This window comes from Halpernia frigidisoli (genome assembly GCF_900113805.1).
GTDB lineage: Bacteria > Bacteroidota > Bacteroidia > Flavobacteriales > Weeksellaceae > Halpernia > Halpernia frigidisoli.
Window position 1 is genome coordinate 843,856 of the sequence record NZ_FOQT01000001.1, and the last position, 23,693, is coordinate 867,548.

Here is a 23,693-nt window from a genome sequence, read left to right on the forward strand (position 1 = left end):
AAATGTTTAGCGATTGTAAATGAAATTAAAAACCATCACGATCGCTGCGACCAATAAACCCACGCCAATCATTTTTTCCAGAGTTTTATCTTGCAAATGGGTATTTAGCTTTTTACTGGCAAAAGCACCTAAAGCAAAACCAATTATTACGGGCCAGGATTTTAGGAAATCAATATGACCTTGAAGATAGTGACTTACGCTTCCTGTAATACTTGTAATAACGATCATAAAAAGTGCGGTTGCAGTTGCGATTTTTGCCGGAATTTTAAAAACTTTAATCATAATTGGCGTTTTCATAAAACCACCGCCTACACCAAAAAGTCCGGCTAAAATACCTGAAAAGCTTCCAAAAAATATTAACATAACAATGCTTACGCGGTACGCCACATAATTTTTATGATTTTTAATGATCATTTTTGGATTCATTTTGTTTAATCTGGCAAAGAATCCTTCTTTGTTTTTATCCTTTTGACCCAACTTTATAAAAAAAGATAAACCAAGTATAATTATCATTCCCGCAAATACGTATTCTAACTTTCTAGAGTCTACATAAGTTAACAGCAAACTGCCAATAACAACGCCAATTATCGTCGGAATTTCCAAAATAGTTCCCATTTTAAAATCAACAAAACTGTCTTTTCTATTATAATAAGTAGAGATCAAAGAGGAACCGACAAGGGAAATCATGCAGGTTCCTACGGCTAAATTTAAAGGAAAACCAAAAAAAGTAATGAGAATAGGAACCATAAATATTCCACCACCAAAACCAACTAAAGAACCATAAAGACCGATAAAAAAACTGACTACTATTAATAAAATGATGGTGAACTCTACAGGCATTTTTAATTTATTTAATTGATGTCATAAAATGCTAAGTTAATATTACTCCATAAGATTGCCTAAAGAATATGATGTTAATTATTTAAATATGAAAGGCATTAAAATTGGTGCTGTTTTTAAAATTTTTAAATATGAAAACTCAAAAAATAATATTAGTAGGAATTGCTACCGGACTATTTGCATCCTGGTTAAAATCTTTATCAGAACCACCATTAGAAAAATTAGGTTTAAAATATTTTCCTGCGACAGAAGAAGAATTAAATTTAAAAGGTGCAGATTTAATAAATCATCCCGAAAATATGCCACCCGCAGTCTTGGCAAAAAAAAACTATCAATTTTTTAAATCAAAACCTTTGTCTGACAAGGAAGCGATTAAATTTTTGCCTTTTATCCATTACACTTTAGGAATCGCAATTGGCATTTCATATATTTTTGCAAGAAATAAAGATAAAAAAGTCGCAATTTTAGGTGGAATTCCAGCAGGTGCGGTAATTTTTGCGGCAACCCACGGAAGTATTATTCCTGCTTTGGGATTACAGGATAATTTAAGAAAAATGCCGAAGTCATGGTGGGTTTGGGAATTTGGCTCTCATCTCTTGTTCGGATTTTTTGTAGAACAAAGCACAAAAATATTTAAAAAGATCATTTAAACTGGGAACATTCCTATCTTTAAACTTAGTTTAAAACTTTAAAAAATGAAAAAATTTTATCAAATAGTAAATGGCGTTGCTTTAGTTTCGACAGTACTAATCAATTATTTATCAAACACAGGAATTCTAAATGGCAAATCAATCGGCGATGTTTCTAATAACATCCGAAGCCTATTTACTCCGGCAGGTTATGCTTTTTCCATTTGGGGATTGATTTATTTAATGCTTTTTGGCTTTATAATTTATCAGGGAAGAAGTTTATTTAATAAAAATGCGGAAGATGATTTTATAGAAAAAATTGGACCTTGGTTTATTATTTCCTGCATTGCAAATTCCGGCTGGGTTTTTCTTTGGATATTTGGGTATACGGGAATTTCCTGTATTTTTATATTCTTATTACTTTTTTCTCTGCTAAAAATCATTATGAACAACCGCATGGAAATCTGGGATGCGCCTGCAAAAGTAATTTTGTTTCTCTGGTGGCCTTTCGTTTTTTACGCAGGTTGGGTAACTGTCGCAAGTATCGCAAATGTTTCGGCATTTTTGGTTAAAATAAATTGGGACGGTTTTGGTATTTCACCGGAAATCTGGACGATAATAATGATCGTAATTGCAACAATAATAAACGTAATAGTTGTTTACAAAAGAAATCTGCGAGAGTTTGCAACTGTAGGAATTTGGGCGTTAATTGCGATTGCAATCCCAAATCTAGAAAACCACAAAACGATTTCGTATGTAGCTTTTGCTGCTTCAGCGTTACTTTTTGTCATAATAATGATTCAAGGTTTTCAAAATAGAAAAACAAATCCTTTTATGAAAATGTTTTCAAAATCATAAGAAATTTTTAAATTTCTTCAAAAATATTTCCCCAACCCTAAAGGGAGTATTTTTGAAGAAATTTAGTGAGAAATTTTTCACCCTTTAGGGCGCGGAAAGAAATTTCTGATGTAAACTTTTAAATTCTGATGTAAACTTTTAGATATAAATTTGTAAAAAATCTGCGTGATCTGTTAAATCTGCGAGAGCAAACATTATAAAATTCTTACGAAATATAATCAAAATGAAATACAAAATACAAAAATCACCTTTTATCGTTCCGACAACTGACGGAAAATTAATAGAAGAAATTTGGGGAAATTCTACCAAAGATTCAGAAATTTCAATCGCACATATGATCGCGCCACCAAACTGGAGCGAACCTTTTCAGACGCCAAATTTTGACGAATTCACTTATATTATTTCAGGTAAAAAGCAATTTGAAATTCAGGGCGAAATCATCATTTTAGAAAAAGGACAAAGTATAAAAATTGAAAAAGGCGCGCGGGTAAAATACAGCAATCCTTTTGAAAATCCTTGTGAATATATGGCGATTTGCTTGCCTGCTTTTTCTATGGATTTGGTGAATCGGGAGGACGAAGTTTAGATTTAATAACATCTTCAAAAAAGTAAAGTCCAGGAAATTTATTTCTTGGACTTTTTTTTAATTAATTAAACATAAAAAAAAGCGGCTTAAAAGCCGCTCTTATTTATCTTACCAACGACCTCCGCCGCCTCCGTTTCCACCGCTACGGTTTCCACCGCCGCCGCTTCCACCTCCGTAACCTCCGCTGCCTCCGCCACGGTTGTTATCAAAAGATCTTCTTGGTTTGTCTTCTCTTGGTTTTGCCTCAGAAACGTTTAACGGTTTTCCGTCAAGTTCTCTTTCGTTAAGACCTTCGATAGCCTGTCTTCCTTCATCGTCACCCATTTCTACGAAACCAAATCCTCTGGATCTCCCAGTCTCTCTGTCAGTGATGATTTTAGCAGAAGATACTTCTCCGTACTCAGAAAATAAATCGTGCAACGCTTCTTCTTTGGTTGCATAGTTGATGTTTGAAACAAAAATGTTCATTGTAAAAAAATTATAAATTAAAAAAAATTGCTGTATATATAAGGAAAAGCAACAAATACTGAACAAATATTGATTTCAAATATAAACAGGTGCAAGATACAATTAAAAATTATACAAACAACATTTTTATCATTAAAATTGCAAAATTCATAATAATGAGCAACAAACTCTCTTTTCTTCAAAAAGTCCTCCCGCTTTCCATTCCAATCTTTTATTTTTTAAATAAAAAATAAAGGGATTTCCATTTCAATCGCGGCTAATTCGAAGTTTATTTCTTTTTTTCGACCTAGCAAAATAAACTTTAGTGTCAGAGAAAGAAAATTTTATGATGAAGAAAATTAAATGATAAATAACGAACTTAATAACATAATATGTTAAAAATTAATCAACCTCCTTTCCTCTTGAAGCCTCCAAAAGCAAAAACCAATCATCATGCTCCAGATTTATTTTTAAAGACGCAGCTGCGTTTTTCAAATGTTTTATACTCGAAGTTCCAATAACTGGTAAAATTTTAGAAGGATGTTTTAAAATAAAAGCCAATAATATTTGATCTTCTTCACAGCCATATTTCTCGCAAAGTTTTTCAACCACTTTTTTAATTCTTAAATTCTGTTCCGTTTTCTCACTGAAATAATTTCCCATCGGCGACCACGCCATCGGACTTAACTTTTTCATCATCAACTGCTCCAAAGTACCGTCATTAAAGGCCTTCGTTTCATTGATTGAAACTTCAATTTGATTCGTAATTAGCGGGAAATGTTGATCAATTAAATCAAACTGCGAAACCGAAAAATTGCTCACTCCAAATTCGTTCACCTTGCCTTGAGATTTTAAGATCTCAAAACATTCAATAATTTCTTCTGGATTCATCAATGGCGATGGACGGTGCAACAATAGGACATCCAAATAATCAGTATGTAGATTTTTCAAACTGTTGTCAACGGAATTTAAAATATGGTGCTTAGAATAATTATAGGCTTTAACTTTATAATTTCTGTTGTCACAAGGCATTTCAATACCACATTTAGAAATAATTTGAACAGAGTCTCTTTCAACAGACATTTCGCTGAATGCTTTTCCGAATAATTCTTCTGTCGTATAATTTCCATAAATATCCGCACAATCGAAAGTAGTTAAACCATCTTCTAATGACGCATCTATAAAATTTTGAGTTTCAGGAATGCTAAAATTGGCACCCCAAATTCCCCATCGCATCGTTCCTACTATTAATTTTGAAAACATGTATTTTTATTTCAAAGGTAAAAAATTTATAAGAAAATAGAATTTTTAAATGATTTTGCTAAATCGCCCCATTTTCTAATCACTAACTTTGTAAAACAAAATTTAACTACATGAACTATCATACCAGAAAATGGGTAAAACCGGAAGATCTTAATCCGAATCATTCGCTTTTTGGCGGTAGATTATTGCAATGGATCGACGAAGAAGCCGCACTCTACTCTATTATTCAGTTGGAAAATAACAAAGTCGTTACTAAATATATATCTGAAATTAATTTTATAAGTTCTGCAAAACAAGGCGATATTATTGAAATCGGTATTGAAATTTTATCTTTCGGGAATTCTTCATTAAATTTAAAATGTCAGGTGCGAAACAAAATGACGCATCAAACAATTATTACCGTAGAAAAAATTGTGATGGTTGCTTTAGACGAAAATGGAAATCCAGTTGCAAACGGAAAAACGCAAATGGAATACACGAAAGACCACTTAGAAAATGGACAATAAAATACACCAGCAAAAAATATCGCCTTCTTCTGTTTACTATTGCCCGATGGAATGCGAAGGTGAAAAAGTTTATTTCGCCCCGGGAAGATGTCCGAAATGTAACATGTTTTTGGTTCCGGTTGAAGAACGTGAAGACCAAAAAAATAAGCCACAAACTTTCTCAAAAACCAATTTACCGGAAAAGTTTAAAGAAAAGATCGGCGAATACTTTTGTCCGATGTTTTGCGAGGGTGATAAAACTTATTCTTCAGATTCGGGTTGTCCGGTTTGTCACATGCATTTGGAAGAAATTACTGAAGATTTAGTTAATAGTTCTCAGTTGTCGGTTGATGGTAATTCCAATTCAAAAACTGACAACCAAAAACCAACAACTGATAACCAAAAACCTGGCAAATATTATTGCCCGATGTATTGCGAAGGCGATAAAGTTTATGATTCTAACGTTGGTTGCCCCGTTTGTGGAATGGATTTATTGAAATATCCAGAGAAAAAATCAACACAATTTACTTGTCCGATGCATCCCGAAATTGTGGAAAATGAACCCGGAAGTTGCCCGATCTGCGGAATGGATCTGGTGCCAATACCCAAAAGAAACAATGATGATGAAGAAGATGAAACTTATAAACTTTTAAAGAAAAAATTGATAATTTCTCTAATTTTTACCACTCCTGTATTTTTACTTTCAATGGGAAAAATGATTGTTAATCTGCCTTTTTCTCCGAAAACTTCGGCCTATTTAGAAATGATCTTAACTTTGCCGGTTCTATTTTATGCCGGTTGGTTTTTAATAAAACGCGGCATCAATTCCTTTAAAACCTGGAATTTAAATATGTTCAGTTTAATTGCCTTGGGAAGTGGCGCGGCTTTTATCTTTAGTTTAGTTGCTTTATTTTTTCCGTCAATTTTGCCAATGGAAATTAGCGGGCATAATGGTGAAATTCCGGTTTATTTTGAAGCGGTTTCTGTGATCTTAACTTTGGTGATTTTAGGTCAATTGATGGAAGCAAAAGCACATCAAAAAACTGGAAACGCAATCCGGGAATTAATGAATTTATCGCCTTCAACGGCACATTTAATTAAAGATAATTCTGAAACTACAGTTCCGCTAGATCAAATTAAAAAAGGTGACTTCTTGAGAGTAAAACCTGGTGAAAAAATTCCTGTTGACGGTAAAATTACGGAAGGAAATTCTACGATCGATGAAAGTATGATCACGGGCGAACCGCTTGCAGTCGAGAAAAAAGAACATGAAAAAGTAACTTCCGGAACAATAAACGGCAACCAAAGTTTTGTAATGCAAGCCGAAAAAGTAGGCGATGAAACGCTGCTTTCACATATTGTAAAAATGGTAAACGAAGCGAGCCGAAGTCGAGCGCCAATTCAAAAACTGACTGATAAAGTGGCAAAAATATTTGTTCCAACTGTAATTGGAATTGCGATCTTGACTTTCATTATCTGGCAAATTTTCGGGCCGGAAAATAACAAAACAATCTTTGCTTTCGTAAACGCAGTTGCGGTTTTAATTGTTGCTTGTCCTTGCGCTTTGGGTTTGGCAACGCCAATGTCATTAATGGTCGGAATTGGAAAAGGCGCAAAAAACGGGATTTTAATTAAAAATGCCGAAGCCTTGGAAGAATTGCATAAAATAAATGTTTTAATTACAGACAAAACTGGCACTTTAACGGAAGGAAAACCAACTTTAGAAAATATTGAAGCGGTTGAAAATATCCATAAAGATTTAGTTTTAGAAATTGCAGCAGCCTTAAATCAAAACTCTGAACATCCTCTATCAACGGCGGTTTTAAATAAAGCCAAAGCAGAAAATTTAGAAATTAAAAAGATAAATAACTTTGAGAATATTTCCGGAAAAGGCTTAAAAGGAAATTTAAATGACAAAGAAATTTTGCTTGGAAACGAAAGTTTGATGGAAAGTAATAAAATAGAAATTCCAGCAGATTTAAAAGAAAAAGCAATCAGAATTCAGGAAAAAGCACACACAGTTTCTTATGTTGCAGAAGATGGAAAAGTAATTGGATTTGTGAGTTTTACGGATAAAATTAAAGAAAGTTCTAAAATTGCAATAGATTATTTATTGAAAAATAATGTAGAAGTTATTATGATAACTGGCGATAATGAACATACTGCAAAAGCGGTCGCAGATGAATTAGGAATAAAAAAATATATTGCAAAAGCACTTCCGGAAGATAAATTAAATGAAGTGAAAAAACTTCAAAATCAGGGGAAAATCGTCGCAATGACGGGCGACGGAATTAATGATTCACCGGCGTTAGCACAAGCCAACGTTGGAATCGCGATGGGAACCGGAACTGATGTCGCCATTGAAAGTGCGCAAATTACTTTATTAAAAGGTGATATTTCGGGCGTTGTAAAAGCGAAAATTTTAAGTGAAAAATTATTAAGAAATGTTAAGGAAAATCTGTTTTTTGCTTTTGCATATAATGTTTTGGGAATCCCGATTGCTGCAGGTTTGCTCTACCCTTTTTTCGGAATTTTATTATCGCCAATGATTGCGGCGGCGGCGATGAGTTTCAGTTCGGTTTCTGTGATTTTAAATTCATTGAGATTGAATACAATTGATCTGAATATTAAATAATTAGAATTATGCTTCAAAAAATCATCCCAAAACTTCCCATGCGGGATAAAAATTTAACTAAAAATTTCTATCTAAATAATTTAGGATTTACAGAACTTGGTGATTGGGGCGATTATTTTATGGTTTCAAAAGACGATGTCGAAATTCACTTTTTTCTTTTTAAAGATTTAGATCCGAAAAAAAATTATGGAATGATTTACATTAGAACCAATGAAATTGAGAAAATTTACCAAAATTTTATTGATAATGGAATTAAAATTCATCCTAACGGAAAACTGGAAGAAAAACCCTGGAATCAAAAAGAATTTTCAATTTTAGACCCGGATAAAAATCTTTTAACTTTTGGACAAAGTATTAAATAAATGAAAAAAAATTTAGTTGTACTTTCCGGCGCAGGAATTTCCGCTGAAAGTGGCATTAAGACTTTTCGGGATTTTAATGGTTTGTGGGAAAATCACCGCGTTGAAGATGTCGCAAGTCCGGAAGGTTTTGCGCGCGATCCGAAATTAGTTTTAGATTTTTATAATGCAAGACGTAAGCAATTAAGTGAAGTTTTTCCGAATGAAGCACACAAAATTTTAGCAGATTTAGAGAAAGATTTTAACGTAGAAATTATTACCCAGAATGTTGATGATCTTCACGAACGCGCAGGTTCAACAAAAGTTTTACATCTTCACGGCGAACTTTTAAAAGCCAGAAGTGTTTTAAGTGATGATAAAATTATTGATTGGAAAGACGATATGAAAATTGGTGATTTGGATGAAAATGGTATTCAAATTCGTCCACATATAGTTTGGTTTGGGGAAATGGTTCCGGAACTGGAAAACGCCGCAGAAAAAGTTTCAACGGCAGATTTTTTAATTATTGTTGGAACGAGTTTACAGGTTTATCCCGCCGCAGGTTTGGTAGATTTTGCACCGGAAAACTGTGAGATTTTTGTGATCGATCCAAATCTGGAAGAAAAATCCGTTCGTCACACTCATTTTTACAAAATGTCCGCAAGTGAAGGCATGAAAATAATTCAGAAAAAACTGAAAATTTTATAATCATCAGATAATTAATAAAGAGTTGATACTTTCCGATACCTTTACAAATCCAAATCTTTATAAATAAAAAATGTCAGAAAACTATTTAGAAAATCAGTATTTACAAATTAAAAATCAAATTCCGGAAGGAGTTCAATTGGTTGCAGTATCAAAATTTCATTCTGCGGAAAAAATTAAGTTGATCTATGATTTAGGTCAAAAAGTCTTTGGTGAAAACAAAGTGCAGGAACTTGTTGAAAAATATGAAATTCTTCCAAAAGATATCGAATGGCATTTGATTGGACATTTACAAACTAATAAAGTAAAATATATTGCGCCTTTTGTAAATAGCATTCAAAGTGTAGATTCTGAGAAAGTTTTAAAGGAAATTGATAAAGAAGCTTTAAAAAATTCCCGAGCAATTAATGTTTTACTTCAGGTAAAAATTGCGGAAGAAGATTCTAAATTTGGTTTAACTATTCCCGAAACTGAACAAATTTATAATGAGTATTTAAATGGTGATTTTCCAAATATTAAAATTACCGGTTTGATGGGAATGGCAACTTTCACTGAAGATAAAGTTCAAGTTAGAAGCGAATTTTTAAAATTAAAGACACTTTTTAATAAACTTAATCAACTTCAAAAATTAGAAACTCTTTCAATGGGAATGAGTGATGATTTTAAACTGGCAGTTGAATGTAGTTCAAATTCTGTGAGAATTGGTTCTGCCATTTTTGGTGACAGAGAATAATCAAATTTTCAAGGGAATGATTTTTGTTATGGGAAATAGCAATTCAAAATAATTTAATTTAAAAATAAAAGATGAAGCAGAAAATTTTAATAGTTGAAGACGAAGCAGCCATTTCTGGTGCGATCCAAAGTATATTGTCAGATGAAATGACAGAGTACGACTTTATCGTCGCTGGAGACGGTTTGGAAGCTTACAAATTATTAGAAAAAGAAGATTTTGAATTAATTATTTCTGACATGAAAATGCCAAAAATGACCGGAAATGAACTTCTTACGCAAACTTTAAAACTTAAACCTGAGAGCACTTTCATTATGATCTCGGCTTTTGGCGATATAGACACGGCAGTTGGTTGTATCCGCGAGGGTGCTTATGATTTTATTGAAAAGCCAATCGATATTAATCGTTTGATCACCAGTGTAAAAAACGCTCTTCATAGAGAAGTTTTAAAAAAAGAAAACAGAAATCTGCAATCTGAAAATTCTAATCTTAAGAAAAAAGTAAATAAAAAATACCAGATGGTTGGGGATTCTCCAGCTTTAAAGGAAATTCAGGATATTATTGATAAAGTGTCTCTTTCAGACGCACGTGTATTAATTACGGGCCCAAATGGCGCAGGAAAAGAATTGGTAGCACACGCAATTCATGCGCAAAGTGACAGAAACAGAGGTCCGATGGTTGAGGTAAATTGCGCTGCAATTCCGTCAGAATTAATTGAGTCGGAACTTTTCGGTCACATGAAAGGTTCATTTACTGGCGCGATTAAGGACAAACAAGGAAAATTTGAACTCGCGACTGGTGGTACTATTTTTCTTGATGAGGTTGGTGATATGAGTTTAAGCGCACAGGCGAAAGTGTTGCGCGCTTTGCAAGAGAAAAAAGTGTCGCCCGTTGGAAGCGATAAAGAAATAAAAATTGATGTTCGTGTTTTGGCCGCAACAAATAAAGATCTCAAAAAAGAAATTGAGGAAGGAAAATTTCGGGAAGATTTATTTCACAGATTGTCTGTGATTGAGATTTCTGTTCCCTCTTTAAATGAAAGATTAGATGATATTCCTTTATTAATTAAACATTTTTCTAAAATTATTTCTGAAGAACAGGGAACGCCGAAAAAAGATTTTAGCGAAGCTGCAATTACTTCTTTACAAAAGCTTAACTGGACTGGAAACATCCGTGAACTGCGAAATGTAGTTGAACGTTTGATGATTTTAGGTGAAAATCCGGTCGAAGCAAAAGATGTAGATTCTTTTGTGAAAAAATAGTTCGAAATTTATTACCTCTTTTTTTGAGGATTTAACAATTTAATTTGCCGTATTTTTGCGGCAAATTTTTTTATGTCATTTCTTAATAAAAAATACACAAAAGCCTCACTAATATTAGCGCTACCAGTAATGCTCACTCAGGTTGGGCAAGTATCTGTCAATTTATTTGATAATATAATTGTCGGTAATCTTTTGGGCGCAGATGCTTTGGCGTCGGTCGCTTTGGCAAATGGCGTATTTTTCTCAATCTTTGTTTTTGCCTTGGGATTTTCATTTGCCATTCCGCCTTTGGTTTCTGAAGCTCATGTAACAGATAATCACGAAAAAATTAATCAAATTTTCCGACATGGTTTTGTAATTAATATGGTAGTTGCAGTTTTGTTAATGACCATTTTATATGCAGCATTACCACTTATTTATCATTTAGATCAGCCGCCTAAAATTATCCCAAATACTTTGAGTTATTTAAGCATTATGATCTTAACGATGATCCCGTTTATGCTTTTCCAAACACTTCGTGAAGTTTCTGAGGGACTTTCTTACACGATCGGCGTTACGAAAGCTACGATTGCAGCGAATGTGGTAAATGTTATTTTAAATTACATTTTTATAAAAGGTTTATTTGGCGTAAAGCCAATGGGTGTGGAAGGTTCAGCGTGGGCAACTTTTATCGCCAGGATTTTTATGGTTGTTCTACTCTATTTTATACTTCGTAAAAAAGAAGTGACTAGACGTTATATTTTAGATTTTTCATTAAAAATAAAAAGTTTTTCAAAAGACATTTTTGAAACTATGATCCGGTTGGGATTTCCTACCGCGCTTCAAATGTTTTTTGAAATTTCTGCTTTTGCCGCAGCTGCTTTTATTTGTGGATTAGTTTCTGCTAAAGATATTGCCTCGCATCAGATTGCTCTTTCTATGGCATCTTTTACTTTTAATTTATGTATCGGTTTTAGCGTTGCTTCTACCGTTCAAGTTGGACGACGAATTGGCGAAGGAAATTTTGAAGGCGTGAAAGAAGTCGGGATAAATAATTTAAAGATTGCATTCATTTTTATGTCATTGTGTGGTACATTTTTTATTTTAGGAAGGCATATTTTACCAACATTTTTTACCAAAAAAGAAGATGTGGAAGTTATTTTGTTAGCTTCAAAACTTTTAATTGTGGCTGCTTTGTTCCAATTATCAGATGGCATTCAGGTGACGGCTTTAGGCGGATTACGGGGTTTGCAGGACGTAAAGGTACCGAGTATTATTACATTTATTGCTTATTGGCTGATCACAATTCCTTTAGCCTATTTTCTTTGTGTAAATATGAAAATGGGTGCATTTGGTGTTTGGATCGCCTTAGGAAATGGTCTAAGTATTTCCGCCATACTTTTGGTCGTGAGATTTTTAAAATTAGCGGACAGAAAAATTAATTTAAATAAAATTTAGAATAAAATGGATATTAATATAAGAAAACTAAGATTAGACGATTATGATGTGCTGATCGAAGTGATGAAGAAGGCTTATCCGCAGATGAATGATGACGTTTGGACCAAAAGAAATATTGCGAAATTAACATCAATATTTTCTGATGGCCAATTGTGTATCACTGTGGACGGGGTTTTAGCTGCAGCTTGTCTGTCAATAATCGTGCAGTATGAATTATTCGGAGATGACCATACTTACGCAGATATTACGGCAGATTACAGTTTTAATACACACACTGATATTGGAAATGTACTTTATGGAATTGAAGTTTTTGTTGACCCGGAATACCGAACTTTACGTTTGGGCAGAAGACTTTATGATGCCAGAAAAGAATTATGCGAGCAATTAAATTTAAGATCGATAGTTTTAGGCGGAAGGATACCAAACTACCATGAACACAGCCATGAACTTACACCAAGACAGTATATTTCAAAAGTTCGGGATAAAGAAATTTATGATCCGGTTTTAAGTTTTCAATTGTCTAATAATTTTTTACCGATTCGGGTTTTAAAAAAATACTTGCCTGAAGATGAAGCGTCCAGAGAAAACGCCGTCTTAATGCAGTGGAACAACATTTATTATAGCAAAAAAAATCAAAATACAATGCAGGACAGCATCATCCGACTTGGTTTGGTGCAATGGCAGATGCGACATTTTGCGACAATTGATGATTTTTATAAGCAGGTGGAATTTTTTGTTAATGTCATGGGAGATTACAAAGCTGATTTTGTACTTTTTCCGGAATTATTTAATACGCCACTTCTTGCGCCTTTCAATCATCTTTCTGAACGGGAAAGTATGTTTGAACTGGCAAAATTAACGGAAGAAATTAAAATGAAAATTTCTGATTTTGCGATCAGCTATAATGTCAATATTATTTCCGGAAGTATGCCTTTTGAAGAAAACGGCGAACTTTATAATATGTCTTATTTAATGCACCGTGACGGAAAGATCGATGAATACAAGAAAATTCACATTACGCCAAACGAACGACGTTATTATGGAATGAAAGGCGGAAGTGAAATAAAAGCCTTCGACACAGATTGCGGAAAAATTGGTTTAATTATTTGCTACGACGTAGAATTCCCGGAACTTCCACGACTTCTCGCGGATCAAGGCATGAAAATTTTATTTGTTCCTTATCTCACAGACACGCAAAATGCGTACACGCGCGTTCGAAATTGCGCAGCAGCAAGAGCGATTGAAAATGAGTGTTACGTGGCGATTGCAGGTTGTGTCGGTAATTTACCTGGCGTAAATAATATGGATATTCAATTTGGACAGGCAGCTGTTTTGACGCCTTCCGATTTTTCTTTTCCAACAAATGGTGTAAAAGGCGAAGCTACACCAAATACAGAAATGACTTTAATTGTTGATGTGGATTTAAATCACCTGAAAGATCTGCATTACAACGGCGCTGTAAGAACAATTACCGATCGCCGAAAAGATTTGTATGACACGATTTCTTTGAATATTGAAAAATAAAAAAAATCCCGAAACGTTTGTTTCGGGAATTTTTTTTGCTTAATAATTTTTACAAAAATGTTAAACCTATTTTCTTGTTTAGCCCAATTTCAAAAATTCTAATTAAGGTTGAAAGTTGAATATTCCCCCTACCATTTTCAATTCTTGATATGTAACTTTTTTTTGTTCCTGCTTTTTCCGCTAATTGTTCTTGTGTTATTTTCGCCTCTTTTCTTGCATCTTTAAGCATTTCACTTATAATAAACATTTGTGAGTTTTTTTCATAAGTTGTTCTACTTTCAGTTCCGATTTTACCATGTTCAACTTCAATAAGTTGATCGAAAGTTTTAATGTTTTTATAATCTTTCATCTCGCTTTATTTTTAAAATAACATTGTTTTAATTTTTTTGCTTTTTCAATTTCTTTTGAAGGTGTTTTTTGAGTTTTCTTTTGAAAACCATTAAATAAAACAACTAATTTACCTTCATCAAAACAACAAAATATTCGGTAAATATTAGATTGAAACTCTATTCTGATTTCATACAAACCATCAGTTGCATCTAAATGTTTAAGAAATTTCTCTGGAACTTTTTCTACTTGTTTAATGAGTTCAAAAACATATTGAATTTTACCTTTTAATTTTTCATCAAGAACTTGATAAAATTCTATAAAATGATTTTCATAAAAGATCAACTCTCTTTTCATCTCACAAAGTTATCTAATAAGATAACAATTTGCAAGTTATTTTAAAAATTATTTAAATAAAAAAAATCCCGAAATGTTTGTTTCGGGAATTTTTATATATATTTAAGAATAAATACTAAAGTCTGAACTCCAACTTCACATTAAAAAATCGTCCCGTCAATCTCACAGGAACCGGATAAATTAAACCAGAATTGACATCAGTGATTGAAGTATTTGCAACAGTATTATTGATATTAAAAGCATTAAAAATCTGAACGCCTAAAGACAATTCTTTAAAATTACCCCAAAAACCACCATTCACTTTATTATCTTTTTGATCAATAAAAATTTTAGATAAACCGATATCCACACGTTTATAAGATGGTAAAGTTGTCTGGTATCTGTAACGAAATGTGTAATCAGGTTTCCCTTTCTCATCCAGTTGAATCGGAGCGCCGTTTGGTAATCCATTTCCATAAGTCAGAGTTAAATTAACGCGCATCGACGGAAATCTCGGCATATAATCCTGATAAAATAAAGCCAGTCTCAAACGTTGATCAGTCGGTCTCGGCACATTTCCAAGATCATTTATGTTTTCAAAAACACGGGCGTAACTTGCAGAGATCCAGGAATCAATTCCCGGAACAAATTCCCCAAATAATCTGGCGTCTAAACCATAGGCATAACCTTTTGCATTATTTTCTCCCGAGTATCGAATTCTAACGTTATCCTGAAAATATGGAATTAAATCTGACAATTTTTTATAATAAGCTTCCGTAGTCAGTTTAAATGGACGTTCTTTCAATTTAAATTCAAAATCATTTGCTAAAATAATCTGTATTGATTTTTGCGATTTAATATTTGGATTAAAATTTCCATCCAGATCTTTTATTTCCTTATAAAACGGCGCTTGGTAATAAACGCCACCGGATAATTTAAAAAGCATATCAAGATCCCAGTTTGGTTTTATCGCGATTTGAGCTCGTGGCGAGAAAATAGTTTCATCATTAAAACTCCAGTGTGCAACGCGCGCTCCGGCATTCACGAACATCTTATTTTCACCTAAATAGAATTTTTTGGAATATTGTGCGTAAGCCGACATTCTGGTTGGCTCAATGTGATTTTCGCCATTAATATTATATTTTAAAGCTAAAAGCGAGGCATCTAAAGTTCCGGGATTTACAAAATTTCTCGGTGAACTGTAGCCAATCGAATCTACAAGTTGATATTCATTGGTGAGATCCTGCAGATTTTCCTTTTCATATTTAAAACCAATTTCAAAATCAGTATTAATGTCTGGTGAAAATCTGGTTTTAAATTGCGTTCCATACGTTTTAACGAACAAATCATTTCTCGCGTGATCGATCTGTCCGCCAACATCGTACGATGTTATCGGATTTCCTGTCGAATCAAATGTTTGAAGTTCGTATGCAGAAGCAATTGTATAATACTCTTTTTCACGATTCTGATAAGCAAAATTATCAAGGGTCAGTTTCCATTTTTTTGAAGGTTTAAAAGTGACAGTTGCAGTTCCCATCACATTTCTGTATTGATCATTTTCCCTTCCGATGTATCCAATATTTAATTTAATAGGTTGAAGCAGTGTTCCAAAATCCACTTCTTTTTGCTTTGGAACCACCTCAAAATCATTTTTAGAATAATAACCCAAAAAAGAAACTGCCCATTTTGAATTAAAATTATAATTAATATAAGACTGGAAATCCTGATATTGTGGGTTAAAATCCGTGTCTTCATTTAAAGTATTTAAGACCAGATTTGTATTCCTGTAGCGCGCTGAAAATAACGCTGATAATCTTTGATTTTTTGAAGCAAAACCTGTAGAAAGTCTTCCGCCAATTAAACTTGCTTCACCCGACAATTCAAATTTTGTGGGTTGTCTGTAATAAATGTTAAGACTTGAAGACATTTTATCACCGTATTTTGGTTCAAATCCACCTGCTGAAAAGTTGATATTCGAAACCATGTCAGGATTAATAATGCTTAAGCCTTCCTGCAAAGAATTTCTAATTAAATATGGACGATAAATTTCAATATCATTTATGTAAATTAAATTTTCATCAAAATTTCCACCGCGAACCATGTATTGTGAACTCAGTTCTGAGTTTGAATTTACGGATGGTAAAGTTTTCAAAAGTCCTTCAATTCCGCCTGAAAGTGACGCAACTTGCTGCGCTTCCTTTGCAGAAATTTCAATTGATGTCAAGTCTGTAACTTTATTTTTTGCCTTTTTCTGGAAAACAACTTCTTCAATCTGACCCTCTTTTGGCATATTTACGAAAAGCACATTAAGGTTTTGCGTTTTTGGTGAAGTTTTAATGGACTTGCTGAATATTTTAAAACTTTCCTTTTCAGCCGTGATATTTTGCACAGTTGTAGCCAAAGGAATTTTAATAAAACCGGCATTATCAGTTAAATATTCCTGATTATTATAGGTTACTTTGGCACTGGGAACCGGCGCTCCGTTTTCATCTAAAACCTTAAGGTTGATCTGGGAAAAAGCCAAAAATGGCAGAATAAAAAACAGGAATAATTGAAGTTTTTTCAAGGTAAATTATTAGGCAACTAAAATAGGTAAAATTTTTAAATCTGTTAAAAATTTTAACACTTTACAATCGCTTTTAAACCATGGAAAAATTAACTAAAACTATAAAATCGACTCTCTCACACGCGTCAACTTTCCTAATAAATTTTCCAATAAATCTAAACGCAACATATTTGCACCATCCGAAAGCGCAACTGAAAGATCTGGATGCGTTTCTATAAATAAACCGTCGGAACCTACCGCAATTCCTGCTTTTGCGATGGTTTCTATTAAATCTGGTCTTCCGCCGGTAACGCCGGAACTTTGGTTTGGTTGCTGCAAAGAATGCGTCACATCTAAAATTACCGGTGCATAATTTTTCATTGTTGGAATTCCTCGAAAATCTACAACCAGATCTGTATAGCCAAATGAATTTCCACGTTCGATTATTGCAGTTTTTAAATTACCAGAATCTGTCATTTTTTCAATGGCAAATTTCATGGATTCAGGAGAAAGAAACTGTCCTTTTTTTAAAGTCACACATTTGCCGGTTTTTGCAGCGGCGATTAATAAATCAGTCTGACGAACGAGGAATGCAGGAATTTGCAAAACATCAACATATTGCGCTGCCAAAGCTGCGTGTTCGTTCTCATGAATATCTGTAGTAGTCGGAATATTGAAAGTCTCTCCTACTTTACGCAAAATCTCCAAAGATTTTTCTTCGCCAATACTAGTAAAACTGTCAACTCTGGAGCGGTTTGCTTTTTTAAAACTACCTTTAAAAATATAAGGAATTTCAAATTTATTCGTGATTTCTATCACTTTTTCAGCGATTCTAAGTGCCATATCTTCGCCTTCAATAATGCACGGACCGGCGATTAAGAAAAAGTTTTTAGAATTTTTATGCTGTATATTTTCTAAGAATTGTATCATTTGAATTTTAATTTCAACAAAAATAATTAAAACTTAGCAATTATTTTTTCAATTGTGTTGATATTTCTTGAAGTCAGAGAATCTTTAAATAATTTTTTACCTAAAATTTTACCAAAATTAGAATCTAAAGTCAAACCTTTTTTTACTTTCCAATAAAAATTTTCATCAATAATTTTCGCGTCTTCACCTTCTGTATTTTCAGTTTCGTTAAAGTTTTGTAGAAGTTCGATTTCAAAATCTTTTACATTTATAAAAATATAAACGTGAAAATCCAGATCTTTTTCAAAAGGATTTTTTACTGAAATACCGTTCACTTCTTCAGCGTTTTTTAGAAATAAAAATGCTTCATATTGAAAATGATCTGAAAGTGATCTTTCTAATTTTTCCTTTAAAATATTTTTATCTAAATCAGATTTAAAAATAATATTTCCCGTTGCCAAAACCGACATAACTTCTTCACAGCCACTTTTTAAAAAAACTTCACACAATTCTGCCATTTTCATCGAAGTTTCGTTGACGTTGACGCCGCGAAGAAATGCTACAAATTTTTGAGGATTTTTCATTTTAAATAAATTAAAAATTACCAGTAAAAATTTCCGATCATCTGCATTCCAAAACATTGAAGAAGACATAAAATAAATAAAACATCATAGGTTTTCTTTTCAAGATTCTGAAATAAAATCATAACAAATGGTACTATATAAAGACAAGCTCGAGCCGTTTCGCCTGTTCCATAAGCGCCGGTCAAAAACATTATCAATAAAGCCAAGATCGCACTGTAGAAAATGTTTTTTTGTGGTAAATTTTTAATATTCAAATACTTCTTTGAAAATAAAACGGCAACAACTGCGAATGATAAAAAAACCAGAATTTCACCAATATCTTCAAGTCTTGTAAAGAAATAAATTCTAGGTTGAACCAGAAACATAAAACCATTTGGATTCTCTGAATGAGACGCTTTTTGAAAAGTTTCCAGATGATTATAGCCTGAAAAATAGTGGATAACATAAAAGAAGAAAACACTTGAAAATATAATAATAATTCCCAGATAAATCAGTTTAAAATCTTTTTTAAATAAATAAAATAAGCTTAAAATCCCTAGAAAAGCAAGCAAAAATAAGCCGGAAAAAGAGAGACAATTGATTACTATGAAAGAAATTACAGAAATTAAAACACCACGCAAATTGAGTGAATTAGTTTTTATAATTAATAATAAACCATAAAGGAAAAAGATGGTGAACGCGAGGATTATTCCGTCAATTGAAACTAGCGAATAAATATTAACGGACGGAATAATACAAAAAAGCAATGTAATTTTCTTTGCATTTTCTTTGCTAAAATCTAAAAGTTTTAAACATTTATAAAAAACAGGAACACCTGAAAAAGCCATCAGAAAAAAAACAATTCCTAATGCTAAAATATTTCCGTTGAAAAATTTTAAAATAAAATAATGAAGAAGCGTTGCGAACGGCGGATGTGTCTTGGTATGAAGTTGAAAAGTTTCAAGATCATTATTAAAATTCCTTAACCAAATTTGCCAGTTTTGAATGTGAATGGCGTCAGTATAATATTGTCGTCCTTTTAAATAAAATGGTTGCATAAAAGCAATATCAAGATTACCTTGCGCCAGATTTCCTGTTAAAATTAAGAGAAAACATAAAAACATTACTACAAAAACGTTGAGATTGCGACTATTTTTTAAAGCAAAAAAACCAATAAAGAGAAATAAAAATGCAACTAAAAATCCGGGAATTAAGAAAGCATTCGGATAAATAACCGAAAATGGATAAAGAATTCCTACTCCTGTGAAAAATTTATTTTGAAGCAGTAGAAAATTGATAACTGCAAAAATCATCCAAACCGCAATTGAAAGAAAAAATATTTTCCGCGGAAAGTGATTTTTAAAGTTAATGAAGAATTCTTTTAGCATAAAGAAATATTTTAATGCATTGTTAGATTATTAATTCTGACAATTTGCAAATGTATCAAAGATTTTATTCTTTTAAAATTAAATATCGAATTTCCCTTTTATTCTAATTTTTAAATAAAGATTTCATAAATTGAACACCAATAAATTGAATTCAAAATGCAGAAAAATGCACTAAGTTTTACCCAGGGATTGCAGGAATCTTTGGTGGAATACTGGAATACTTTCGTTCTTTCCCTACCCGGTATTTTCGTAGGAATATTGATTTTATCAGCTTTTTTTCTTATCGCTTCCTACCTTTCAAAATTAATAAAAAGCCGTTTTCTAAATAAAAACCACGATCCGCTTTTTGTTACTTTTTTAAGTAAAACCATAAAATTTTTATTGATAATTTTTGGTGTAATTCTCGCGATGCAGGCCGTTGGATTAAGTGGTATTGCAAAAGGTTTACTTGCTGGTGCGGGAATTTCCGCGTTTATTTTTGGATTTGCCTTTAAAGATATTGCAGAAAATTTTCTCGGCGGAATGATCTTGGCTTTTAACAGACCTTTTTCGCTGGACGACACGATAATGATCCGGGAATTTAGCGGTCATGTAAAAGCATTAAATTTTCGCACAACGCATATTAAAACTTTTGACGAAAAAGATGTTTTTATTCCAAATTCTGTAGTGATCAAAGAACCATTAACTAATTTCACACGTGATGGACAAATCAGAATGGATTTTATTGTGGGAATTGATTACGAAGATGATATTACTAAAGCAATTGAGACCATTGAAAAAGCAATCGAACCAATTGAAGATTTAAAGAAAAATAAAAAACCATTTGCTGTGGTTGAAGAACTTGCGACAAGTACGGTGAATATTCGGGTTTATTTTTGGACAGATACATTAGATTATAAAAAAGGTGTTCTTCAAATAAAAAGTGAGGTAATGACCAAAGTAAAAGAAATTCTGGTTTCTGAAGGTTTCAGTTTGCCTTCTGATATTCAAGAACTTAAAATATATGGAAAACAACCGTTACCGATCAATATTTTAAATCTAAATAATGATAAAAATTAAAGACCAATTTTAAAATATAATTAACAATGAGTTTAAGTAAATGGTCCCGCGTTTATTACAATAAAATGATCGAAAGCATCGCTTTTTATCCCGCACTTATTGCGTTTGGATTCTTAATTTTATCTTACGTCATGCTACAGATTGATTTTTCACCATTTGGAAAAGAATTTAAATCAGGCTTAAGTTGGTTGAGTTTAAAAGATGCAAATACGGCAAGGACGATAATCTCTACCGTTGCCGGCGCTATTATTTCTTTGACGGTTTTCAGTTTTTCTATGGTGATGATTGTTTTAAATCAAGCGGCTTCGCAAATGAGTAACCGCGTTTTGAACAGCATGATCGAAAACCGTTTTCAACAGGTTATTTTAGGGATTTATATTGGAACAATTGTTTATGCGCTCTTTTTATTAAGTACCATTCGTGATATTTCCAGCGGCGTTTATGTGCCGGCATTGAGTATTTATTTTTTAATTTTTTTGACAGTAATTGATATTTTTCTTTTCATTTATTTTTTGGATTACGTCACCCAAACAGTTAAATATGAAACCGTAATTGACCGTGTAAAAAAGCAGACAATGCATTCCATGAAGTCCAATTTTCAGGAAATAAATGAGAAAGTTCCAACCTGGGAAAATATGCCTTTTGTAGAAATCAAAGCGCAGGATTCTGATTATTTTCAAAGCTTTAACTCAAAAAGATTGCTTGAAATTTGTTGTGAGAATGATCTTTTTATAACATTTCCCTTTAAACAGGGCAGTTTTATTTTACAGGATACGCCCTGCATTTTAATTCATAACAAAGGAAATATTACACAAAATATTTTAGATAATATTACAGACTGTCTGGACTTTTTCAGCGGACAACCTATTGAGAGAAATGCAGATTACGGATTCAATCAACTGGCGGAAATTGCGCTTAAAGCTTTAAGTCCTGGAATAAATGATCCCGCGACAGCCGTTTTAAGCCTTCATGCTTTAGGTGCTTTGTTAAAATATAAGTTGACACACAAGCTGCCATTTTTACTTAATGATAAAAATGACCTAGCCAGAATTTATTTGCCAAGTTCGTCTTTTTTAGAAAATTTTGAAAAATGCATTGTCCCGATCTGGAATTATGGCAAAAAAGACCAGTATATTCAAAATCAACTATTTGAAACTATAGAGCAACTTCAAAAGCTGGATTCTAAAAATTTGTACAAACCAACTTTCGAAATGTGGCTGGACAAAATTGGCGCAGAAAAGAATTTAATTTAACAACTCGAGTTTTTAACATCATAAATATCTTTTTTAAAATCATTTTAAAGTGTGGAAAATATTTTTGCATAAATTTAAATGAACTTTTAATTATTTTTATACCTTCACTAAAGCAAAAACATAACATCTAACATGAAAACTTCTAAACTAAAATCACTTTTTTCTCTACTTGCATTCTTTGCAATCATCGGTTTTGTATTTACTTTTACCACAAGTTCAACAAAACTTTACAAACCTGTCAGCGAAAAACAAAGCGAATGGAAAAATTTAAAAGTTCTGCCTCAAAACATCTCAGAAGACAGTTTGCATTTTGTGATGAGAACTTTCAACACATCACTTGGCGTTCGATGTAATTATTGCCACGCTGCAAAAGCAGATGATCCCACAAAAATCGATTTCGCGTCAGATGCAAAAAATTCAAAATTAATTGCGCGCGTTATGCTGGAAATGACAAACGATATCAACTCTAAATATTTTCTACCTCACGCGCCGGAACCAAAACCAAAGCAAGTTGTTGCGGTTTACTGTATTACTTGCCACCGCGGTAATACAAACCCTACTGAATATTTTCAAGATGTAAGTAAGATGATCCCTGCGCTTATGCCGGAACCGAAAAAAATAAAGAAATAAAAACAAAAAAAGCAACTTTTCAGTTGCTTTTTTTTTGAATATTTTATTAAAAATTAATCGAATATCATTTCTGGAATTTCGCCTTCTATAAGTAAATCGGCTTCTGTCGCTTTTATAATATCTTCCACAGAAACGCCGGGCGCTCTTTCCAAAAGTTTAAAACCATTCTCGGTAATTTCCAAGACAGCTAATTCAGTCACGACTTTTTTTACACATTTTACGCCAGTTAAAGGCAAAGTGCAGTTTTTTAAAATCTTAGATTCACCTTTTTTATTGACGTGCATCATCGCTACAATAATATTTTCGGCAGAAGCCACTAAATCCATCGCACCACCCATTCCTTTCACCATTTTTCCGGGAATTTTCCAGTTCGCAATATCGCCATTTTCTGAAACTTCCATGGCTCCGAGAATCGTCAGATCTACTTTTTGACTTCTGATCATGCCGAAACTAAAAGAAGAATCAAAAAAAGATGCGCCCGGAAGTGCCGTTATTGTTTGCTTTCCGGCGTTTATTAAATCCGCATCTTCTTCGCCTTCGAAAGGAAATGGTCCCATTCCAAGCACGCCATTTTCACTTTGAAACTCCACATTTAGATTTTCAGGAACATAATTTGCCACCAAAGTTGGGATTCCAATTCCGAGGTTTACGTAATACCGGTCTTTCACTTCTTTTGAAATTCTTATCGCGATCTGTTCTTTTGTGAGCATGGCAAATTGTTATGCTGCAATTTATAGAATTTTCAGTAAATACAAAAGCAGAATTTTTTAAAATCTAATTTACAATTTATATGACTATTTTTTGGGCAGCTTTTCCGCCTTCCACTCCCGCTTTTTTGTTCCACTGCGTTACACAAAAAGAGCTCCGTTCAAGTCGGGCTGCAGTTCAGTTGCACAAATAAAATGAATCTATGAATTTAAGTTTTCTCCAATATTTTCAAAAGC

Annotated in this window: 24 protein-coding genes; 14 read left to right on the forward strand and 10 right to left on the reverse strand. The window is 33.0% G+C overall.

The features are described from left to right. Positions 1-6: 6 nt before the first annotated feature. Complete coding sequence (locus tag BM238_RS03940) at positions 7-840, reverse strand: sulfite exporter TauE/SafE family protein (protein WP_090078866.1); 834 nt, start codon at positions 838-840, stop codon at positions 7-9. 131 nt (positions 841-971) lie between these two features. Between BM238_RS03940 and BM238_RS03945 the strand changes: the two genes are divergently transcribed. The 3 genes from BM238_RS03945 (at position 972) to BM238_RS03955 (ending at position 2,913) form a co-directional block, all read left to right on the forward strand. Continuing rightward, the gene (locus BM238_RS03945) at positions 972-1,490 is read left to right on the forward strand and encodes a DUF1440 domain-containing protein (protein ID WP_143093349.1); all 519 of its coding nucleotides are present in this window, start codon (positions 972-974) and stop codon (positions 1,488-1,490) included. A 45-nt stretch (positions 1,491-1,535) separates the two neighbouring features. Further along, complete coding sequence (locus BM238_RS03950; RefSeq protein WP_090078868.1) at positions 1,536-2,327, forward strand: hypothetical protein; 792 nt, start codon at positions 1,536-1,538, stop codon at positions 2,325-2,327. A gap of 223 nt (positions 2,328-2,550) precedes the next feature. Then, the gene (locus BM238_RS03955) at positions 2,551-2,913 is read left to right on the forward strand and encodes a cupin domain-containing protein (RefSeq protein WP_090078869.1); all 363 of its coding nucleotides are present in this window, start codon (positions 2,551-2,553) and stop codon (positions 2,911-2,913) included. A gap of 108 nt (positions 2,914-3,021) precedes the next feature. Here BM238_RS03955 and BM238_RS03960 read toward each other — a convergent pair whose 3' ends face one another. Next, the gene (locus BM238_RS03960; RefSeq protein ID WP_090078870.1) at positions 3,022-3,381 is read right to left on the reverse strand and encodes an RNA recognition motif domain-containing protein; all 360 of its coding nucleotides are present in this window, start codon (positions 3,379-3,381) and stop codon (positions 3,022-3,024) included. Between the two features lie 381 nt (positions 3,382-3,762). Further along, entirely contained in the window at positions 3,763-4,623 is an 861-nt protein-coding gene (locus BM238_RS03965; protein WP_090078871.1) for an aldo/keto reductase, read from the reverse strand. 110 nt (positions 4,624-4,733) lie between these two features. Here BM238_RS03965 and BM238_RS03970 point away from each other — a divergent pair, with 110 nt between their 5' ends. The 8 genes from BM238_RS03970 to BM238_RS04005 all read left to right on the forward strand — a co-directional run bounded on the left by BM238_RS03970 (position 4,734) and on the right by BM238_RS04005 (position 13,739). Next, positions 4,734-5,129, forward strand: a complete 396-nt coding sequence (locus tag BM238_RS03970) for an acyl-CoA thioesterase (RefSeq protein WP_090078872.1) — start codon at positions 4,734-4,736, stop codon at positions 5,127-5,129. Beyond that, on the forward strand, positions 5,119-7,743 hold the full coding sequence (locus BM238_RS03975; protein ID WP_090078873.1) for a copper-transporting P-type ATPase: 2,625 nt from the start codon (positions 5,119-5,121) through the stop codon (positions 7,741-7,743). The genes BM238_RS03970 and BM238_RS03975 overlap by 11 nt, the downstream gene beginning before the upstream one ends. Positions 7,744-7,751: 8 nt before the next feature. Further along, positions 7,752-8,105: a bleomycin resistance protein gene (locus BM238_RS03980; protein WP_090078874.1), complete on the forward strand. Its 354-nt coding sequence runs from the start codon at positions 7,752-7,754 to the stop codon at positions 8,103-8,105. Next, positions 8,106-8,789, forward strand: a complete 684-nt coding sequence (locus BM238_RS03985; RefSeq protein WP_090078875.1) for an SIR2 family NAD-dependent protein deacylase — start codon at positions 8,106-8,108, stop codon at positions 8,787-8,789. It begins immediately after the preceding gene. A gap of 70 nt (positions 8,790-8,859) precedes the next feature. Beyond that, positions 8,860-9,519: a YggS family pyridoxal phosphate-dependent enzyme gene (locus BM238_RS03990; protein WP_090078876.1), complete on the forward strand. Its 660-nt coding sequence runs from the start codon at positions 8,860-8,862 to the stop codon at positions 9,517-9,519. A 71-nt stretch (positions 9,520-9,590) separates the two neighbouring features. Continuing rightward, positions 9,591-10,778, forward strand: coding sequence for a sigma-54-dependent transcriptional regulator (locus tag BM238_RS03995; protein WP_090078877.1), 1,188 nt, complete (start codon positions 9,591-9,593; stop codon positions 10,776-10,778). Between the two features lie 72 nt (positions 10,779-10,850). Beyond that, positions 10,851-12,215: an MATE family efflux transporter gene (locus BM238_RS04000; RefSeq protein ID WP_090078878.1), complete on the forward strand. Its 1,365-nt coding sequence runs from the start codon at positions 10,851-10,853 to the stop codon at positions 12,213-12,215. A 6-nt stretch (positions 12,216-12,221) separates the two neighbouring features. Beyond that, positions 12,222-13,739, forward strand: coding sequence for a carbon-nitrogen hydrolase family protein (locus BM238_RS04005; RefSeq protein WP_090078879.1), 1,518 nt, complete (start codon positions 12,222-12,224; stop codon positions 13,737-13,739). A gap of 49 nt (positions 13,740-13,788) precedes the next feature. On the opposite strand, the gene BM238_RS04010 is transcribed toward BM238_RS04005, so the two are convergent. The 6 genes from BM238_RS04010 to BM238_RS04035 all read right to left on the reverse strand — a co-directional run bounded on the left by BM238_RS04010 (position 13,789) and on the right by BM238_RS04035 (position 19,807). Next, a complete protein-coding gene (locus tag BM238_RS04010) occupies positions 13,789-14,088 on the reverse strand; it encodes a helix-turn-helix domain-containing protein (protein WP_090078880.1) in 300 nt (99 codons plus the stop codon). Further along, complete coding sequence (locus BM238_RS04015) at positions 14,085-14,423, reverse strand: type II toxin-antitoxin system RelE/ParE family toxin (RefSeq protein WP_090078881.1); 339 nt, start codon at positions 14,421-14,423, stop codon at positions 14,085-14,087. Before BM238_RS04015 ends, BM238_RS04010 begins: the two co-directional genes overlap by 4 nt. A 115-nt stretch (positions 14,424-14,538) precedes the next feature. After that, on the reverse strand, positions 14,539-16,692 hold the full coding sequence (locus tag BM238_RS04020) for a TonB-dependent receptor plug domain-containing protein (protein WP_090079112.1): 2,154 nt from the start codon (positions 16,690-16,692) through the stop codon (positions 14,539-14,541). Positions 16,693-17,067: 375 nt separating this feature from the next. Further along, entirely contained in the window at positions 17,068-17,877 is an 810-nt protein-coding gene (kdsA, locus tag BM238_RS04025; protein ID WP_090078882.1) for a 3-deoxy-8-phosphooctulonate synthase, read from the reverse strand. 26 nt (positions 17,878-17,903) lie between these two features. Then, positions 17,904-18,440 carry a DUF1697 domain-containing protein gene (locus BM238_RS04030; RefSeq protein ID WP_090079113.1) on the reverse strand — a complete coding sequence of 179 codons (537 nt, stop codon included), beginning with the start codon at positions 18,438-18,440 and terminating at the stop codon, positions 17,904-17,906. A 17-nt stretch (positions 18,441-18,457) separates the two neighbouring features. After that, on the reverse strand, positions 18,458-19,807 hold the full coding sequence (locus BM238_RS04035; RefSeq protein WP_090078883.1) for a hypothetical protein: 1,350 nt from the start codon (positions 19,805-19,807) through the stop codon (positions 18,458-18,460). Between the two features lie 156 nt (positions 19,808-19,963). Here BM238_RS04035 and BM238_RS04040 point away from each other — a divergent pair, with 156 nt between their 5' ends. From BM238_RS04040 to BM238_RS04050, 3 genes are all read left to right on the forward strand, one after another. Further along, positions 19,964-20,866, forward strand: coding sequence for a mechanosensitive ion channel family protein (locus BM238_RS04040; protein ID WP_090078884.1), 903 nt, complete (start codon positions 19,964-19,966; stop codon positions 20,864-20,866). A 26-nt stretch (positions 20,867-20,892) separates the two neighbouring features. After that, the gene (locus tag BM238_RS04045; RefSeq protein ID WP_090078885.1) at positions 20,893-22,119 is read left to right on the forward strand and encodes a DUF2254 domain-containing protein; all 1,227 of its coding nucleotides are present in this window, start codon (positions 20,893-20,895) and stop codon (positions 22,117-22,119) included. Between the two features lie 132 nt (positions 22,120-22,251). Continuing rightward, entirely contained in the window at positions 22,252-22,749 is a 498-nt protein-coding gene (locus BM238_RS04050; RefSeq protein WP_090078886.1) for a c-type cytochrome, read from the forward strand. A gap of 53 nt (positions 22,750-22,802) precedes the next feature. On the opposite strand, the gene BM238_RS04055 is transcribed toward BM238_RS04050, so the two are convergent. Beyond that, positions 22,803-23,459: a 3-oxoacid CoA-transferase subunit B gene (locus BM238_RS04055; protein ID WP_090078887.1), complete on the reverse strand. Its 657-nt coding sequence runs from the start codon at positions 23,457-23,459 to the stop codon at positions 22,803-22,805. Positions 23,460-23,693: the final 234 nt, after the last annotated feature.

Excerpts from the sequence above, each read along its gene's own strand:
- BM238_RS04040 (WP_090078884.1), top strand. The coding sequence starts at position 19,964 with ATGCAGAAAAATGCACTAAGTTTTACCCAGGGATTGCAGGAATCTTTG.
- BM238_RS03980 (WP_090078874.1), top strand. The coding sequence starts at position 7,752 with ATGCTTCAAAAAATCATCCCAAAACTTCCCATGCGGGATAAAAATTTA.
- BM238_RS04045 (WP_090078885.1), top strand. The coding sequence starts at position 20,893 with ATGAGTTTAAGTAAATGGTCCCGCGTTTATTACAATAAAATGATCGAA.
- BM238_RS04055 (WP_090078887.1), bottom strand. The coding sequence starts at position 23,459 with ATGCTCACAAAAGAACAGATCGCGATAAGAATTTCAAAAGAAGTGAAA.
- BM238_RS03990 (WP_090078876.1), top strand. The coding sequence starts at position 8,860 with ATGTCAGAAAACTATTTAGAAAATCAGTATTTACAAATTAAAAATCAA.
- BM238_RS04035 (WP_090078883.1), bottom strand. The coding sequence starts at position 19,807 with ATGCTAAAAGAATTCTTCATTAACTTTAAAAATCACTTTCCGCGGAAA.
- BM238_RS04005 (WP_090078879.1), top strand. The coding sequence starts at position 12,222 with ATGGATATTAATATAAGAAAACTAAGATTAGACGATTATGATGTGCTG.
- BM238_RS03970 (WP_090078872.1), top strand. The coding sequence starts at position 4,734 with ATGAACTATCATACCAGAAAATGGGTAAAACCGGAAGATCTTAATCCG.
- BM238_RS03950 (WP_090078868.1), top strand. The coding sequence starts at position 1,536 with ATGAAAAAATTTTATCAAATAGTAAATGGCGTTGCTTTAGTTTCGACA.
- BM238_RS03985 (WP_090078875.1), top strand. The coding sequence starts at position 8,106 with ATGAAAAAAAATTTAGTTGTACTTTCCGGCGCAGGAATTTCCGCTGAA.
- kdsA (WP_090078882.1), bottom strand. The coding sequence starts at position 17,877 with ATGATACAATTCTTAGAAAATATACAGCATAAAAATTCTAAAAACTTT.
- BM238_RS03945 (WP_143093349.1), top strand. The coding sequence starts at position 972 with ATGAAAACTCAAAAAATAATATTAGTAGGAATTGCTACCGGACTATTT.
- BM238_RS03960 (WP_090078870.1), bottom strand. The coding sequence starts at position 3,381 with ATGAACATTTTTGTTTCAAACATCAACTATGCAACCAAAGAAGAAGCG.
- BM238_RS03995 (WP_090078877.1), top strand. The coding sequence starts at position 9,591 with ATGAAGCAGAAAATTTTAATAGTTGAAGACGAAGCAGCCATTTCTGGT.
- BM238_RS03940 (WP_090078866.1), bottom strand. The coding sequence starts at position 840 with ATGCCTGTAGAGTTCACCATCATTTTATTAATAGTAGTCAGTTTTTTT.
- BM238_RS04010 (WP_090078880.1), bottom strand. The coding sequence starts at position 14,088 with ATGAAAGATTATAAAAACATTAAAACTTTCGATCAACTTATTGAAGTT.
- BM238_RS03955 (WP_090078869.1), top strand. The coding sequence starts at position 2,551 with ATGAAATACAAAATACAAAAATCACCTTTTATCGTTCCGACAACTGAC.
- BM238_RS04030 (WP_090079113.1), bottom strand. The coding sequence starts at position 18,440 with ATGAAAAATCCTCAAAAATTTGTAGCATTTCTTCGCGGCGTCAACGTC.
- BM238_RS04050 (WP_090078886.1), top strand. The coding sequence starts at position 22,252 with ATGAAAACTTCTAAACTAAAATCACTTTTTTCTCTACTTGCATTCTTT.
- BM238_RS04015 (WP_090078881.1), bottom strand. The coding sequence starts at position 14,423 with ATGAAAAGAGAGTTGATCTTTTATGAAAATCATTTTATAGAATTTTAT.
- BM238_RS03975 (WP_090078873.1), top strand. The coding sequence starts at position 5,119 with ATGGACAATAAAATACACCAGCAAAAAATATCGCCTTCTTCTGTTTAC.
- BM238_RS04020 (WP_090079112.1), bottom strand. The coding sequence starts at position 16,692 with ATGCCAAAAGAGGGTCAGATTGAAGAAGTTGTTTTCCAGAAAAAGGCA.
- BM238_RS03965 (WP_090078871.1), bottom strand. The coding sequence starts at position 4,623 with ATGTTTTCAAAATTAATAGTAGGAACGATGCGATGGGGAATTTGGGGT.
- BM238_RS04000 (WP_090078878.1), top strand. The coding sequence starts at position 10,851 with ATGTCATTTCTTAATAAAAAATACACAAAAGCCTCACTAATATTAGCG.